Here is a 15171-nt window from a genome sequence, read left to right as displayed (position 1 = left end):
GATTGAGCTGCAGGCTGACGAAGGGGCCCCAGAGCCTAACCCAGCATTCGTCTTTGGCGAAGCCTTGCTTGACGATTGCCCAATTGTCGGCGCCGTCGGGCTACGCCATGCTGCCTGGCATCGGCGGCCGGCGCGCGCCACGCGGTATGGCGCCCGCGCCTGCCGCTGCCAACCATGGGAGAAGGCGATGTCGGCAAACGACGGTGCCCAGGCGCTGGCCGGGCTCAAGGTGATCGAACTGGGACAGCTGATCGCGGGGCCCTTCGCCAGCAAGCTGCTGGGTGAATTCGGCGCCGACGTGATCAAGATCGAGCCGCCCGGTACGGGGGACCCGTTGCGCAAATGGCGCGTGCTCAAGGATGGCACTTCGCTGTGGTGGCACGTGCAGACCCGTAACAAGCGCTCGCTGGCGCTGGATCTACGCACGGCGGAGGGGCAGTCGGTGGTGCGCCGGCTGGTGGCAGAAGCGGACATCGTGGTCGAGAACTTCCGCCCCGGTACCCTGGAGCAGTGGGATCTGGGCTGGGAAGCGCTGAGCGAGCTCAATCCGCGGCTGATCATGGTGCGCATCTCCGGCTACGGCCAGACCGGCCCCTACCGTGATCGCCCGGGCTTCGGCGTGATCGGCGAAGCCATGGGCGGCCTGCGCTATCTCTCTGGCCATCCTGACCAGCCTTCGGTGCGGGTCGGCATCAGCATCGGCGACTCGCTGTCGGCGCTCTACGGCGTGATCGGCGCGCTGCTGGCACTGCAGGAGCGCCAGCGCAGCGGCCGCGGACAGTATATCGATGTCGCCCTCTACGAGTCGGTCTTCGCCATGATGGAGAGCCTGCTGCCCGAGTACGACGCCGCCGGTGTGGTGCGTGAGCCTGCCGGCAGTGCGCTGCCCGGCATCACCCCCTCCAACGCCTACCGCTGCGCCGGCGGCGAGTACGTGCTGATCGCCGGCAACGGTGACAGTATTTTCAAGCGGCTGATGCAGGCGATCGGTCGTGCCGATCTGGCCGAGGATCCGCGTCTCGCCCATAACGATGGCCGCAGCCAGCATGCCGACCTGATCGATGGTGCGATCGAGGCGTGGACCCGTCTGCGTGCCCGCGATCAGGTCCTGGACACCCTCGAGAGCGCCCATGTGCCGGTGGGCTATCCCTATACCGCTGAAGATATCGTCGCCGATCCCCACTATCTGGCCCGCGAGATGATCGAGAGCGTGCGCCTGGCCGATGGCGACGAGCTCAAGGTACCCGGGGTGCTGCCCAAGCTGAGCCGTACCCCGGGGCGTATCCACGGCGGCGGCCCGGCGCTGGGCCAGCACACCCAGGACGTGCTCGATGAACTCGGTATCGACCGCGAGACCCAGGCCAAGATGCGCGAGCGGGGGGTGATCTGATGTCTCGAAACACCTTGACGGGGGCGGCCTCTGGCGGCATGCCGCGGGGCAGTGAGCGGGTGACGCTCAACGAGGTGGCGCCGCGCGATGGCCTGCAGATCGAGCCCCGGTTCGTGCCCACGGCGGAGAAGATCCGCTGGATCGATGCGCTCTCGCGCACTGGTGTGGCCAAGATCGAGGCGACCTCCTTCACTTCGCCCAAAGCGATCCCCACGCTGCGCGACGCCGAGGCGGTGATGCAGGGGATCGAGCGCGTCCCCGGGGTCGATTACGTGGTGCTGGTGCCCAACGAGAAGGGCGCCGAGCGTGCCCTGGCGGTGGGTGTCGACGAGATCAATCTGGTGCTCTCCGCCAGCGATAGCCACGGCCGCGCCAATCTGCGCATGAGCGCCGAGCAGTCGCTTTCGCGCTTTGCCGGCATTCTCGAGATCACCCGCGGCAGCGGGGTCCATGTCAACGCCTCGATCTCTACCGCCTTTGGCTGTCCGTTCGAGGGCGCGGTACCGCAGCGGCGGGTGATGGAGATCATCGAGCGCCTGCTGGCGCTGGGCGTTCAGGGGATCAGTCTGTGCGACACCACCGGCATGGCCAATCCGCAGCAGGTCGCGACCCTGTGCGGCGAGGTTCTGGCGCGCTGGCCCTGGCTGCCACTGACGCTACACGTGCACGATACCCGCGGGATGGGACTGGTCAATGCCTTCAGTGCCTGGCAGCAGGGGGTGACGCGCTTCGACGCCGCCCTCGGTGGGCTTGGCGGCTGCCCCTTCGCCCCGGGCGCCAGCGGCAATGTCTGCACCGAGGATCTGGCCCACATGTTCGCCCAGATGGGCGTGGAGACCGGGGTCGATCTGGCGCGTCTGCTGGCGGTGGCCGAGGAGCTGCCGGCGCTGGTCGGTCATGCGGTGCCGGGCCAGGTGGTCAAGGCCGGTAGCGCCGAGCGGCGCTATCCGCTGCCCACGGGCAGCGGATAGCGAGTAGCGCCGACGGTGCGGCTCAGGCGCTGCCCGCGGCGACTGAGTCGCGCACATGCACGGGCCGCCCATTGGCCCAGGTGGCGGCCACGGTGCGGTCGTCACCCAGCATCATCAGCGCGAACAGGCGCTCGGCCAGCGTCGTGGCACAGCTCAGGCGGCGTGACAGCAGCGGTGTGGCATCCGGATCGAGGACCACGATATCGGCCTCGTAGCCCGGCTGCAGGCTACCGATCCTGTCCGCCAGGTGCAGTGCGCGGGCATTGCCCAGCGTCAGCCGGTAGAACCCCTGCCAGCCGGTCAGCGGCTGGCCCAGCAATGCTCCCACCTGATACGCCCCCTGCAGGGTGCCGAAGCCCGACAGCGAGGTGCCGGCGCCGACGTCGCTGGCCAGCGAGGTGGCCAGCCCGGCATCGCGGCAGGCCAGGCGATCCATCAGCCCGCTGCCGAGGAACAGATTCGAGGTCGGGCAGAAGGCGATGTTGGCGCCGGGCTCGGCCAGGCGGCGGCGCTGGTCGTGATCCAGATGGATGCCGTGGGCGAAGGTGCTGCGCGGGCCGACCAGCCCATAGTGCTCGTAGACGTCGAGATAGTCGCGCCGTTCCGGGAAGAGTTCGGCGACCCAGGCGATCTCGCCGCGATTCTCCGACAGGTGGGTCTGCAGGTAGAGATCCGGCGCGCTGCGCAGTACCCCGCCCACGGCGTCGAGCTGCTCGCGGGTGGAGGTCGGGGCGAAACGCGGCGTCAGGGTGTAGGCGAGGCGATCGCGGCCGTGCCAGTTGGCGATCAGCCGCTCGCTGTCGCGCACCCCACCGAGGGTATCGTCGGTGAGCGCCGCAGGGGCGTGGCGATCCATCAGGACCTTGCCGGCGAGCATGCGCAACTGACGCCGCTGGGCGGCGCTGAAGAAGCTGTCGACCGAGTTCGGATGCGACGAGCAGAACACCTGGGCGGTGGTGGTGCCGGCCCGCAGCAGCTCGTCGAGGAAGCGCTCGGCGGCGTGCCGGGCGTGCTCGGCGTCGGCGAAGCGGCACTCGGCGGGGAAGGTGTAGTCGTTGAGCCAGTCGAGCAGCTGGTGGCCGTAGGAGGCCATGATATCGAGCTGCACGTAGTGGACGTGACTATCGATGAAGCCCGGCATCATCAGCTTGCCGCGATAGTCGACCACCTCGATCTCCGGCGGCAGCTGGGCGGCCAGCGTGGCGTAGTCGTCGACGGCGTGGATATGGCCGTCGACGATCCAGATCGCGCCATCCTCGAGATAACGGGTGGTGTCGGGCAGCGGCGTGTTGTCCTCGCCGGGATCGTCGAGGCAGGTGAACAGGGCGCCGCGGAGCAGTCTATGCGAGTGGGTCATGGTGGCAAGGTCATCGTCAGCGAGCGGAGGGGAAGGCATCCCGCAGCGTGGCCGCGGGGATGCCGCGATGGTGGTCGTCATCCGCTAGAGCGGGCGGTGTGGAGAGTGCCAGCAGTTCGGCGGCGACGCTGATGGCGATCTCCTGGGGGCGCTTGGCGGCAGTGGCGGCGAGCCCGATGGGGCAGCGTATCCGCTCGAGTGCCGACTCGCCGAGACCGGCCCGGCCCAGCGCCGCGCGAAAGCTCGACCACTTGCTGGCCGAGCCGATCAGCCCCAGCGAGGCGAGATCGTCACGCGGCGCCAGCGCGGCCAGCAGCCGGCGGTCGAGGGCATGGTCGTGGGTCATGATCAGCACGTGGCCGTGTCCGACCAGTGCCTTCAGCGTGGCCTCCGGCGCCTCGGCGTCGAAACCGTGGCAGTGCACCCGGGGGCCGCCGGCGCTACCTTCGAACGCCGCCGTACGGCTGTCGAACCAGTCGATCCGCCATGGCAGCGGCGCCAACAGGGCGACCAGCGCCTGGCCCACGTGGCCGGCGCCGAACAGGCTCAGACGCTGCTCAGTGCCGGGGAAACTCTCGATCAGCACCTGCACGCAGCCGCCGCAGCACTGGCCCGAGCGGGCGCCGAGGACAAAGGTCTCCAGGCGGGTCTGCGGCGTGGCAGGCGCCGCCGCCAGGGTCTCCCGCGCCAGGGCGATCACCTGCTGCTCGAAGTGGCCGCCGCCCAGGGTGTCGAACGCCTGGGCTGCTGTGATCACCAGTTTGGCCCCTGGCTCCCGCGGGGTCGAGCCGCTGGCCGCGACGATACTCGCCAGCACGTGGGGCTCGCCCGCCTGCTGCAGCCGGTGGAGTGCCGCGTGCCAGGGCTCCGGTGGCCATGCGGCTGCGGGGTTCTCCGGGGCTGGGCTCATGAACGGCTCCGCTGGCGCAGGGCCTCTGCCGCCAGCAGCACGCGCTCGGGCGTTGCCGGCGTATCCAGATCCGGGCTCTCGCAGTAGTCGACCAGGCTGGCGAGGGCGTCGCGCAGCGCCGACCAGACCGAGATTGCCAGCATGAACGGCGGCTCGCCCACCGCCTTGGAGCGGTAGAGGCTGGCCTGGGAGTTGGGGTGCCCCTCCAGCAGCTCGACGTTGAAGACCGGCGGCAGGTCGCCGAAGGTGGGAATCTTGTAGGTGGCCGGGCCGTCGCTGAGCAGTCGGCCCTCGGCGTTCCATTTCAGCTCCTCGCTGGTCAGCCAGCCCATCCCCTGGATGAAGCCACCCTCCACCTGGCCGCGGTCGATGGCCGGGTTGAGCGAGTCGCCCACGTCGTGGAGCACGTCGACGCGCTCCACCCGGTACTCGCCGCTCAGGGTGTCCACGCGCACCTCGCTCACCGCGGCGCCGTAGGCAAAGTAGTAGAACGGGCGCCCCTGGCCGCTGGCACGATCGTAGTGAATCAGCGGGGTGGCGTAGAAGCCGGTCGCCGAAAGCGAGACCCGGGCCAGATAGGCGGCCTGGATCAGCTCACCCCAGGCGACCCGATGGCGAGTATCGCCGTTGCCGGCGATCAGCGCCCCCTCCTCCAACTCGAGTCCCTCACGGTCCCACTGATAGTGCTCGGCGGCGAAGTCGAGCAGCCGCCGGCGCACCTGGATGGCAGCGTCGCGCGCCGCCATGCCGTTGAGATCGGCGCCGCTGGAAGCTGCGGTGGGCGAGGTGTTGGGTACCTTGTCGGTGCGCGTGGCGCTGATGCGCACCGCCCCCAGCTCGATCCCCAGCTCCCGCGCCACCACCTGGCAGATCTTTGTGTGCAGGCCCTGTCCCATCTCGGTACCGCCGTGATTGATCATCACGCTGCCATCGGTATAGACGTGGAGCAGGGCACCGGCCTGGTTGAGATGCTTGGCGGTGAAGGAGATGCCGAACTTGACCGGCGTCAGCGCCAGGCCGCGCTTGATCACCGGACTGTGACGGTTGAACGCGGTGATCTCGTCGCGGCGCTGCCAGTAGTCGCTGCTGTGGGTCAGGCGTTCGACCACGTGATGCAGCAGCGGGTGCTGGTCGACGTGCTGGCCGTAGTGGGTGGTCTCGCGGCCAGGGCGATAGAGGTTGCGCTGGCGGATGGTCAGTGGGTCCTCGCCGCGATGCCGGGCGATATCGTCCATGGCGCGCTCGATGATCATCATCCCCTGGGGGCCGCCGAAGCCGCGAAAGGCGGTGTTGGAGGCCGTGTGGGTGCGCGCGCGGTGGCCGGTGACCCGTGCCGCGCCCAGGGAATAGGCGTTGTCGGCGTGGAACATGGCGCGGTCGACCACCGCCTCGGAGAGATCCGGCGAGTGGCCGCAGTCGCCGATCAGCTCGATGTCGCCGCCCACGATCACGCCGTCGTCATCGATTCCCAGGCGGTAGCGGTTGTGGAACGGATGGCGTTTACCAGTGGCGCGGGTATCCTCTGCCCGTGGCAGGCGCAGACGCACCGCGCGGCCGTTGCGCCGGGCGAGCAGCGCCGCCATGCATGCCCAGGGCGCGGCCTGGGTCTCCTTGCCGCCGAAGCCGCCACCCATGCGTCGGTTCTCCACCGTCACCGCATGGAACGGGATATCGAGCACCTCGGCGACCAGCTTCTGGGTTTCGCTGGGGTGCTGGTTCGAGGTGTAGACGGTCACCCCTTCGTCTTCGCTGGGGATGACCAGGCACGCCTGCCCCTCGAGGTAGAAGTGCTCCTGGCCACCGACGAACTGCTGTGCTTCCAGTACATGGGGCGCTTGCGCCAGGGCCTGGGCCCAGTCACCACCGACCTGGCGGTGGGAAGGGCGCACGAACTCTCTGGCCGCGGCGGCGGCGACCGGATCGAAACGCGGCGCCCGCGGTTCGATCTCGATGACCGCGGCGCGCACGGCGCGACGTGCCGCGGCATAGCTGGTGGCGGCCACGGCGAACAGCGGCTGGCCGACGTAGCTCACGGCCGTCTCGGCGAACAGCGGATCCCCCGGGAAGACCGGGCCGATATCACGGTGGCCGGGAATGTCGCCGGCGCTGATGACGTCGACCACTCCGGGGCTGCGGGCCACGGCGTCGAGATCGAGCCGGAGCAAGCGGCCGTGGGCGACCTCGCTCAGGCCGACCATGGCGTGCAGGGCGCCCGCGGGTGCCGGTAGGTCATCGATATAGTGGGCGCGTCCGGTGACATGCTTGACCGCGCTCTCGTGGCGCGCGGCGTGGGGATGGCGCGCCTTTGGCGGGGTCGGGTCGATGGCCTCCCGCGCCAGCGGCTCGTCACCCTGCACCGGGGCCTCGGTGGCGGGCACCGGCGGGCGCGCCTCAACGCGGGTGTGATTGGCCTGCAGACGTTTAGTGAGCGTACGCATCGAGCGCCACCTCCTGGGTATCGTCGCGGCTCGGGTCGAGGGTCAGCGCCCAGCGCTCGAGCAGGTTGGCGGCGGCGGTCAGCCGATACTCGGCGGAACCGCGGACGTCGTCCAGCGGCGTCAGCGCCGCGCGCAGGGCGTGCTTGGCGTCGGCGAAGGTCTCCGAAGTGGCTGGCTTGCCCTCGAGTGCGGCCTCTACCGTGGGCACTCGCAGCGGGGTCGCCGCCATGCCGCCGAAGGCCACGCGCACGTCGTGCAGCCGCTCCCCCGTCTGACGCCAGTGGAAGGCGCCGAGCAGGGTCGAGATATCATCCTCACGGCGCTTGGAGAGTTTCCATACCCGTAGCTGTGCGTCGGGTTCGGGGCGCGGTAGCCAGATGGCGACGATGCACTCGCCCGCGCGCAGGGCGGTCTTGCGGTAGTCGAGAAAGAATGCCGAGAGCGGCAGTTCGCGTTCGCCCTCGGGGCCGGCCAGCCTGAGGCGTGCTTCGAGCGCCAGCAGCACCGGCGGGGTGTCGCCGATGGGCGAGGCGTTGGCGATATTGCCGCCGACCGTGGCGCGGTGGCGAATCTGGGCCGAGCCGAGACGTTCGAGCAGGTGGGCGAAGGCGGGGTAGTGGGCCTGCAGCAGTGGCTCCCACTCCCGGTAGGTGACCGCCGCACCGATCCACCATCCCGTTTCCTCTGCCTCGATGCGGCGCAGTTCGGCGACCTGGCGCAGATCGATCACCACGGGCCACTGTTCGAGCCGCTGGGTGGCGCCAAGCCACAGGTCGGTGGCACCCGCCACCAGCGGGGCCTGGGGGTGCTCACGGCGCAGCTGCTTAAGCTCGGTGAGGTGCTGTGGCGTATGGTAGTGGGTGGCGCAACTGGCGCGACCGAGGGCGCGCCAGGTGCTCTCCAGGCTGGCATCCTCGGCCCAGGCGGGGGGGCTGTCGGGCTGTGTCGACATGGCATGGGCAGCGTCACGAATCGGGCGGTAGCCGGTGCAGCGGCACAGGTTGCCGCCCAGTGCGGCTTCCAGCGTCTGCGACGCGAGCGGGGTGGCGGGCACCTGGCGGCGCGACTCGTGCAGGGCGAACAGCGACATCACGATGCCGGGAGTACAGAAGCCGCACTGACTGGCGTGGCACTCGACCATGGCGGCCTGGGCCGGATGCAGCGCCTCACCCTGCGCCAGCCCCTCTACCGTGACCAGATGGCAGCCCTGGAGCTGATGCGCCGGCGTGATGCAGGCGTTGGCGGTGCGCCAGGGCGCGGGCTGGGCCGACTCGGCTTCGGCGATCGCCACGGTGCAGGCGCCGCAGTCGCCCGAGGCACAGCCCTCCTTGGTGCCGCAATGACCCAGCGTCTCGCGCAGCAGCTCCAGCACGCTGGTCCCGGGCGCGGCCTCGACGCACTGGCGTCGGCCGTTGAGGAAGAATTCGATCATCGCTCACCCATGGTGGTGGTGTTGTCGTTATCTGGGGCGTCATGCGGCGGCGCGACGGATGCCGACGCCGCATGACGAGAGCCGGTAAAAGCTGACCGATCGGTCAAGTCGTTACAGGTTCTCCGATCGCGTGCCCGGAGGCAAGAGGGTTCGGGTAAGATTGCGCGTGGACCATCGACGATTCAAGGAGAGCGCGTGAACGACTCGAGTGCAGCGGGACCGACGGTTCGTGAGCGTAACGAACGGCGGATCTTCGACGCCGCGGAGCTGGTCTTCGCGCGCCACGGCTACCGTGGCGCCAGTATCCAGGCGATCGCCGCCGCCGCCGAGCTGCCCAAGTCCAACGTGCTCTACTACGTGGGCAGCAAGCGACGGCTCTACGTGGCACTGCTGGAACGCACCATGACGCGCTGGAACACCGCGCTCAGCGACATCAGCGAAGAGGACGACCCGGCCACGGTGATCGAGGCGTTCATCCGCAGCAAGATGGCGCTTAGCCAGACGCATCCGCTCAGCTCGCGGCTGTTCGCCAACGAGATACTGCAGGGGGCGCCGTTTCTGCAGGAGACTCTCGCCGGCAGCATGCGCGAGTGGGTCGAGTCGCGGGCGGCGATCTTCCGGCGCTGGGCCGAGCAGGGGCGCATGGATCCGGTGGACCCGGTGTGGCTGATCTTCCTGATCTGGTCGGCGACCCAGCACTACGCCGATTTCGAGGCACAGGTGATCGGCATCACCGGACAGGCCCAGCTGGGGGATGCCGACTTCGCTGCGGCCAGCGACTGTCTGTGCCAGGTGATTCTGAAAGGGTGCGGGCTGACGCGGGCGTGAAGCGTGATCGCCATGGCACGATCTCCCTGCACCGTCAGGCAGTCGCAGGCTTGTGGCAGAGAGGTCAGGGATCAGAGTGTAAGGCGTGTCTGCAAGCGCATGGATAGCGCGGCGCATTCGGATAGAAGGGGCTGTCGATAGAAGGGCGGTCTATAGCGATACGGGCAATGGAAAGGCGTTCGGTAACGGGGGGCGATAGAAGAAGATCGGGTAGCCGTGGCGTAGCGACACGTACGATCAAGGTGGGGAGCAGACGATGAGGGTAAAACGGCGACAATAGCACGTCGAGAACACCACGACGGAAGCGAGTCCCTTCGCACTCGACCTCCTGTCGAGTCTCGACCTTGAGCGCCGGCAAGCTCCATTTGCTCTCGATCTATCCCTGGGCTCTCCCTGGCGCGATCCTTGCCATCACGCTCGATCCTTGAGCGGGGTCCCTGAGCCAGGCTTCCTGCCATGGCCATTCTAGCCGAGCGACGACGCCGACAGCTAATGACTTTTTCGTTTAAAATCCAATAATTACAAAAAGAAACAGTGCTCGGTGAGCGGGCCTGTACCCGCCAAGAGAAGCCGTTGTTTCGGTTGAAGAAAAACCCTGATGCAGCCATTCGAGACGGAAAGGGATTGTCTTCGCGCTGCCGTCCTCACGTGATTGGCGGATCGACTCAGCCTGGCGCCTCGAAAGCGACGCTGCGGATCAGGGCGATGACCTCCCGCCCCGGTGTCAGGCCCATCTCGTCGCATGCCTGTCGAGTCAGGCGGGCGCGCAGCGACTGCTCGCCGACCGCCAGGCGCAGTTCCTGGGCGCTGGGGTCGTGCGTCGAGGGGGCGGTATCGACGATGCGCGCCACGAGACCGTTGCGATAGCTGGTATCTGCCGGCATGGCCAGAGCGATCGCGACATCTCGTACCCCGACACGCAGACGTACCCCGCTGCCGAGCGGTTGATCGATACGCGGCACACGTAGCCTCTGGCCATCGGCCAGGGTGATCTGGGTGAGTGCGTAGTGGGCATCCTGGGCGCTCACTCTGCCGTACAGCCGTGATGCTGCGTCGAAGCCTCCCAGGCGACCGCCGAGATCGAGTCGCAGCAGTAGCGCATCGAGCGGGCCGTGGGCCACCAGGCGCCCGCTGTCGATGAGCGCCAGGTGGTCGGCGATGGCGGTGATCTCCTGGGTGTCGTGGCTGACGTAGAGCACGGGAATGTCGATCTCCCGGGTCAGCCGCACCAGGTAGCGCAGCAGCTCCTGCTTGCGCTCGCCATCGAGACCGGTCAGCGGTTCGTCCAGCAGCAGCAGGCGGGGCTGGGCGAGCAGCGCACGGCCGACGGCGACGCGCCGGGCTTCGCCGCCGGAGAGCGTGCCCGGCAGGCGCTCGAGCAGCGGCTCGATACCCAGCAGTGCGATCAGGTCGTCGAAGCGCCCACGGGCGGCCCGCGGCATGCCATAGGTGAGGTTGCTGCGCACACGGTAGTGGGGAAACAGGCGCGGCTCCTGGAACACGACCCCGAGTCGGCGCCGATGCACGGGTACCGCGATACCGCGCTGGCAGTGGGTCAGCCACTGCTGGCCCAGGCGCACATGCCCTGCATCCGGGCGGTCGAGACCGGCGATCAGGCGCAGCAGGCTAGTCTTGCCGCTGCCGGACTCGCCGAACAGCGCAGTGACGCCGCTTGCTGCCACCTCCAGGGCCACCTCCAGGGTGAAGTCGCCGAGCCGCTTGCGCAGATCGAGTGAAAGGGCGCTGGTGGTCGTCAGTGTGCTCATCGGTCGCGCTCCTGCAGGCGCCGCCGGGCGCGGCGGGCGAGCCACTCGGAAGCGATCAGCGAGAGCATCGCGATGGCGATGGAGAGCGCGCACAGCCGTGCGGCGGCGGCCTCCTTGCCGGGTGTCTGGATCAGCGTGTAGAGCGCCAGCGGCAGGGTTCGGGTCTCGCCGGGAATGTTCGACGCGAAGGTGATGGTGGCGCCGAACTCCGACAACGCGCGGGCGAAGGCCAGCACGCTGCCGGTGAGCAGGCCGGGCAGGGCCAGCGGCAGGGTGATGGTGAAGAGGACTCGCCAGCGCCCGGCGCCGAGGGTTGCCGCGGCCGCCTCGAGCTTGGGATCGACCGCTTCCAGCGACAGCCGCACCGCGCGTACCAGCAGCGGAAAGGCCATGACCCCGCCGGCCACGGCGGCGCCCTGCCAGGTGAACGGCAGGGTGACGCCGAGCGTCGTCTGCAGCCAGTGCCCTACCCAGCCCTGGCGCCCCAGCGCCAGCAGCAGCAGATAGCCCACCACCACCGGCGGCAGCACCAGCGGCAGGTGGATGACACCATCCAGCAGTGCCTTGCCGCGAAACTCGTGGCGCGCCAGCAGCCAGGCCAGTGCGACTCCGGGGATCAGGGTCCAGCCCACCGCGCTGCCGGCGATCTTGAGGCTCAGCGCCAGCGCCTGCCATTCGGCGTCCGAGAGCACCCGGCTCAGTCGCCGGTGAGCGGCGTGAAGCCGTAGCGGGTGAAGATCCGGCGCGCCGCGTCACCGGCCAGCCACTGGCGCAGCGCCTCGGTGGCGGCGCTGGGCGCTGGGGTGACCACCGCCATGGGGTAGGTGATCGGTGTATGGCTGGCGTCGGGGAAGATGCCGACCTGGCGCACGTCGTCGCTGGCTTCGGCATCCGTCTGATAGACGATCCCCAGTGGCGTTTCACCACGCTCGACCAGGGCCATGGCCGCGCGCACGTTGTCGCCACTGGCCAGACGCGACTGCAGCGCCTGCCACTCGCCGAGGGATTCGAGCGCCTGCTTGGCGTAGATCCCCGCCGGTACGTGGTCGGTATTGCCCACCGAGAGCCGCTCGCCGGCGCCCAGTCGCGCGGCGATAGATGTGCCATCGCCGGGGGTGAAGGGCGCGATATCGCTGCCGCGCGGAGCGATCAGCACCAGCCGGTTGGCGAGCAGGTCGATACGCTGATCGACCGTGGTGCCCTGATCGGCGAGCCAGTCCATCCACTGCTCGTTGGCCGAGAGGTAGAGATCCGCCGGGGCGCCGTTGGCGATCTGGCGCGCCAGGGTGGAGGAGGAGGCGTAGACCGGTACCACCTCGACATCGTGCTGTGATTCGTAGCTGGCGATGGCACTGTTCATGGCATCGGTGAGCGAGGCCGCGGCGAACACCTGAATGCGCTCGGCAGCGCTGGCGCTGAGCGGCAGCAGCGTGAACAGCAGGGCGCCGAGGGTGGCGACGGTGCGCAGCGGTGGCATGGCATTCTCGCTATGTCTGTTTGGAAATAACGGGAAAGACTATAGACCAGGTGGGGAAGAGCGTCGACTCTCTCGCCAGCGGCACGGCCAGCGGCGGTGTATCGATGCGTCGATCAGCGGTCAGGGGGCGTCGGCGTGTTCAGTGGTCGCAGCATCGCGCGCAGGGCCTCGCTTTCCGGGGCTGCGTCGAGACGCTGTAGCAGTGCGCGGTAGTGGACGATGAGCTCGCGGGCCAAGGGGGTCAGCGTGGCGCCGCCGCGCTGGCTGCCGCCGGAGCAGGTGTCGACCAGCGGGGTGTCGAAGTGACGGCCCATGGTCTCCAGCAACTGCCACGCCTTCTTGTAGCTCAGATGCATCTCGCGGCAGGCGGCGGCGATCGAGCCGTGGTGCTCGATCGCCTCGAGCAGCGCGATCTTGCCCGGGCCGAGCACGATATCGCGCTCGGCGACCAGGCGCAGCTGGAGCTGGGGGCGGGGGTGGTGGGTGCGGGTCATCGACAGCGGGCCGTGGCAGTGGAGCGAGGCCCTACCATAGCATTCGGCCCCCGGCACACCAGACCTGAAGGCTGCGAGCGCACCATTGGGCGGTGCGCTCGCGATCGCTATCAGGCGGTGCGCGCGACGCTCGCGGGGCTCGACAGACGCCAGCGCAGCCAGTCGATCGCCACGAACAGCAGAAGGCTTGCGCCCATCACCGGCAGGGCCAGGCCCAGGGGCAGTGCCACCAGCAACATGCCCAGGCGTGGCCCCCAGCCCAGCTGCACGAACAGCGCGCTCAGGGTCTGCGGTGCGGCGCGCGTGCCGCTGGTCGGACGCCGCTGCCACCACATCCGATAGCCCCAGCAGATCAGGGTTGCCAGGCTGCCGGCCACCGCTACCAGTACCAGCTGATTGGGCAGCCCGAAGAGCACGCCCATGTGCAGGTCGATGCCCCAGCGGGTGAGCTTGGCCGCCAGCGGAAAGGTAGTGAAGTCGGTGCGATCGAGTACCGCAAAACTGTGCGGATCCAGCGCCACCTGGTCGACCTCGGTGGGCCACTCGCGGCCGATCTCGCGCACCTTCCAGGCGCGGTCCGGTGCCGAGGGTGGCTGCAGCTCGATCTTGCCCGCCAGCAGGCCGGCGTGGCGGGCCGCCGCCAGTGCGCGGTCGAAGTCGGCATCGGTGACCTGTGCGCCCATGTCCATGCCCCCCGCGCCGTGATGATGCTCGGCGTGGGGATCGGCGGCCGCCGCCTCGTGCCCCTTGAGCGAGGTGGAAACACTCGGCGTGCCCCAGCCCCAGGCATGACGCAGTTCGGCGATATTGCCGCCGGCCCATTTCGACCAGGTCAGGCCGGTGGCGGAGAAGAACACCAGCCCCAGCGCGGCCACGATGCCCAAGCTGGCGTGACGTTGGCGCCGACGCTGCGGGTTGGCCGCCGGGGCGCGCCGGGCACCGCGGCGCTGCCACCACAGCACCACGCCGCCCAGCGCCAGCAGCCACAGCCAGGAGGCAGCGAGCTCGCTGTAGAGGCGCCCGGGCTCGCCCAGCAGCAGGCTGCGGTGGAGCTGGTCGATGGTGGTGCGTAGCGGCAGCACGCCGCTGGTGCCGTAGACCGGCAGATCGCCGCGTACCGCCAGCGTCACCGGGTCGATGAACAGCGCGCGGTGCTGAAATTCGCCCACCCCGGGATCATCGAACATCACGCGCGTGGTCTGGCCAGCCGCCGGTGCCGGGCGCACGGCGGCGGGGGCTGTGCTGATCCCCGCGGCGGCCTGGGCGGCGGCGATCTGGCGGGCCAGCGGCTGTGCCTTGCCCTCGCTCTGGGTGGTCAGGGCGTCATGGTAGACCCACTGCTCGAGCTGTGGGGTCAGCGCGTAGGCGATCCCCGAGAGCGCTGCGATCAGCAGGAAGGGTCCCACGAAGAGACCGACGTAGAAGTGCAGTCGCGTGATCATCGCGAGCAGCAGTTGGCGAGTGCGGCGGCGCTCGGCCGCCGCCATGGGGGTCGACATGGCGATCTCCGAATTGGCGACGTCGGCAGCGCCGCATGGGCGTGCCGACAGGGCCCGACGCGTTGAGGCGGCGGGCGCTGGGAAGTCAGCTCAAGACGAAGGCGCCAGGTGGTGCGCGGGGCGAAAAGCGTGCGTGCGGGTCGGGCGGCGTTTCCAGCGGCGTGGGCGCTGCCACGCTGGGGGCCGCGGGTTGCACGATGGGCGGCGGTATCACCGCGGGCGTGGCGATCCCCGGGGCGTGCAGGAACAGCTCGCAATAGCCGCAGGCCGCCAGGTGCCAGTGATCGCTGGCACTGAAGCGTGGTGTGCCGCGCTCACTCTTGGCGCCGGCCTGGGTCTGGGCGGCATCGACCACGCCCGGGGCGCCGGGCATCGAATCGGCGTGATGGCTTGGCGCTTGCAGCGCGGCACTCGGCATGCCGCCGTGCGCGGGCATCTCCATCAGACGCTGGGACTGGCTCACCAAAGGACCGACGAACGACATCAGCATGGCGAACAGCGCCAGCCAGGTCAGAGGTCGGTAGCAGTGGTGCCACAGGCGGGTCATGGCCGGAGTCCGTCGCATCGTCGGTCGACCCGCGACTCTAGCGGTTACGGGCGGTGGCGCCA

At 69.2% G+C, this 15171-nt stretch carries 13 protein-coding genes; 3 read left to right on the top strand and 10 right to left on the bottom strand.

What is annotated here, in order from left to right:
- The first annotated feature begins 187 nt into the window (after nt 1-187).
- Entirely contained in the window at nt 188-1390 is a 1203-nt protein-coding gene (locus DOM67_RS12740; protein ID WP_110676421.1) for a CoA transferase, read from the top strand.
- Nucleotides 1390-2361 carry a hydroxymethylglutaryl-CoA lyase gene (locus tag DOM67_RS12735; protein ID WP_232825248.1) on the top strand — a complete coding sequence of 324 codons (972 nt, stop codon included), beginning with the start codon at nt 1390-1392 and terminating at the stop codon, nt 2359-2361. The genes DOM67_RS12740 and DOM67_RS12735 overlap by 1 nt, the downstream gene beginning before the upstream one ends.
- A gap of 22 nt (nt 2362-2383) precedes the next feature.
- Here the strand turns inward: DOM67_RS12735 and guaD are convergent, their stop codons facing one another.
- From guaD to xdhA, 4 genes are read right to left on the bottom strand one after another with little or no spacing between them, the layout of a single operon-like run.
- Nucleotides 2384-3718, bottom strand: coding sequence for a guanine deaminase (gene guaD, locus DOM67_RS12730; RefSeq protein WP_110676417.1), 1335 nt, complete (start codon nt 3716-3718; stop codon nt 2384-2386).
- 16 nt (nt 3719-3734) lie between these two features.
- Nucleotides 3735-4628: a xanthine dehydrogenase accessory protein XdhC gene (xdhC, locus tag DOM67_RS12725; RefSeq protein WP_110676415.1), complete on the bottom strand. Its 894-nt coding sequence runs from the start codon at nt 4626-4628 to the stop codon at nt 3735-3737.
- Nucleotides 4625-7066, bottom strand: coding sequence for a xanthine dehydrogenase molybdopterin binding subunit (gene xdhB, locus DOM67_RS12720; RefSeq protein WP_110676413.1), 2442 nt, complete (start codon nt 7064-7066; stop codon nt 4625-4627). Before xdhB ends, xdhC begins: the two co-directional genes overlap by 4 nt.
- The gene (gene xdhA, locus DOM67_RS12715) at nt 7050-8498 is read right to left on the bottom strand and encodes a xanthine dehydrogenase small subunit (RefSeq protein WP_110676411.1); all 1449 of its coding nucleotides are present in this window, start codon (nt 8496-8498) and stop codon (nt 7050-7052) included. The genes xdhB and xdhA overlap by 17 nt, the downstream gene beginning before the upstream one ends.
- 195 nt (nt 8499-8693) lie before the next feature.
- Between xdhA and DOM67_RS12710 the strand changes: the two genes are divergently transcribed.
- Nucleotides 8694-9326, top strand: coding sequence for a TetR family transcriptional regulator C-terminal domain-containing protein (locus tag DOM67_RS12710; protein WP_110676409.1), 633 nt, complete (start codon nt 8694-8696; stop codon nt 9324-9326).
- A gap of 665 nt (nt 9327-9991) precedes the next feature.
- Here the strand turns inward: DOM67_RS12710 and modC are convergent.
- The 6 genes from modC to DOM67_RS12680 form a co-directional block, all read right to left on the bottom strand.
- Nucleotides 9992-11092 (bottom strand): molybdenum ABC transporter ATP-binding protein, encoded by a 1101-nt coding sequence (modC, locus tag DOM67_RS12705; protein WP_110676407.1) that lies wholly within the window; start codon nt 11090-11092, stop codon nt 9992-9994.
- Nucleotides 11089-11784 (bottom strand): molybdate ABC transporter permease subunit, encoded by a 696-nt coding sequence (gene modB / locus DOM67_RS12700; RefSeq protein ID WP_110676405.1) that lies wholly within the window; start codon nt 11782-11784, stop codon nt 11089-11091. The genes modC and modB overlap by 4 nt, the downstream gene beginning before the upstream one ends.
- Before the next feature lie 5 nt (nt 11785-11789).
- Nucleotides 11790-12569 carry a molybdate ABC transporter substrate-binding protein gene (gene modA / locus DOM67_RS12695; RefSeq protein WP_110676403.1) on the bottom strand — a complete coding sequence of 260 codons (780 nt, stop codon included), beginning with the start codon at nt 12567-12569 and terminating at the stop codon, nt 11790-11792.
- 113 nt (nt 12570-12682) lie between these two features.
- Entirely contained in the window at nt 12683-13063 is a 381-nt protein-coding gene (locus DOM67_RS12690) for a LysR family transcriptional regulator (RefSeq protein WP_110676401.1), read from the bottom strand.
- Nucleotides 13064-13173: 110 nt separating this feature from the next.
- Nucleotides 13174-14562: a PepSY-associated TM helix domain-containing protein gene (locus tag DOM67_RS12685; protein ID WP_232825247.1), complete on the bottom strand. Its 1389-nt coding sequence runs from the start codon at nt 14560-14562 to the stop codon at nt 13174-13176.
- An 85-nt stretch (nt 14563-14647) separates the two neighbouring features.
- Nucleotides 14648-15109 carry a DUF2946 domain-containing protein gene (locus DOM67_RS12680; RefSeq protein ID WP_157958859.1) on the bottom strand — a complete coding sequence of 154 codons (462 nt, stop codon included), beginning with the start codon at nt 15107-15109 and terminating at the stop codon, nt 14648-14650.
- Nucleotides 15110-15171: the final 62 nt, after the last annotated feature.

The organism is Salinicola sp. RZ23 (assembly GCF_003206675.1).
Classification (GTDB): domain Bacteria; phylum Pseudomonadota; class Gammaproteobacteria; order Pseudomonadales; family Halomonadaceae; genus Salinicola; species Salinicola endophyticus.
This window is presented reverse-complemented; position numbering and strand designations above follow the sequence as displayed.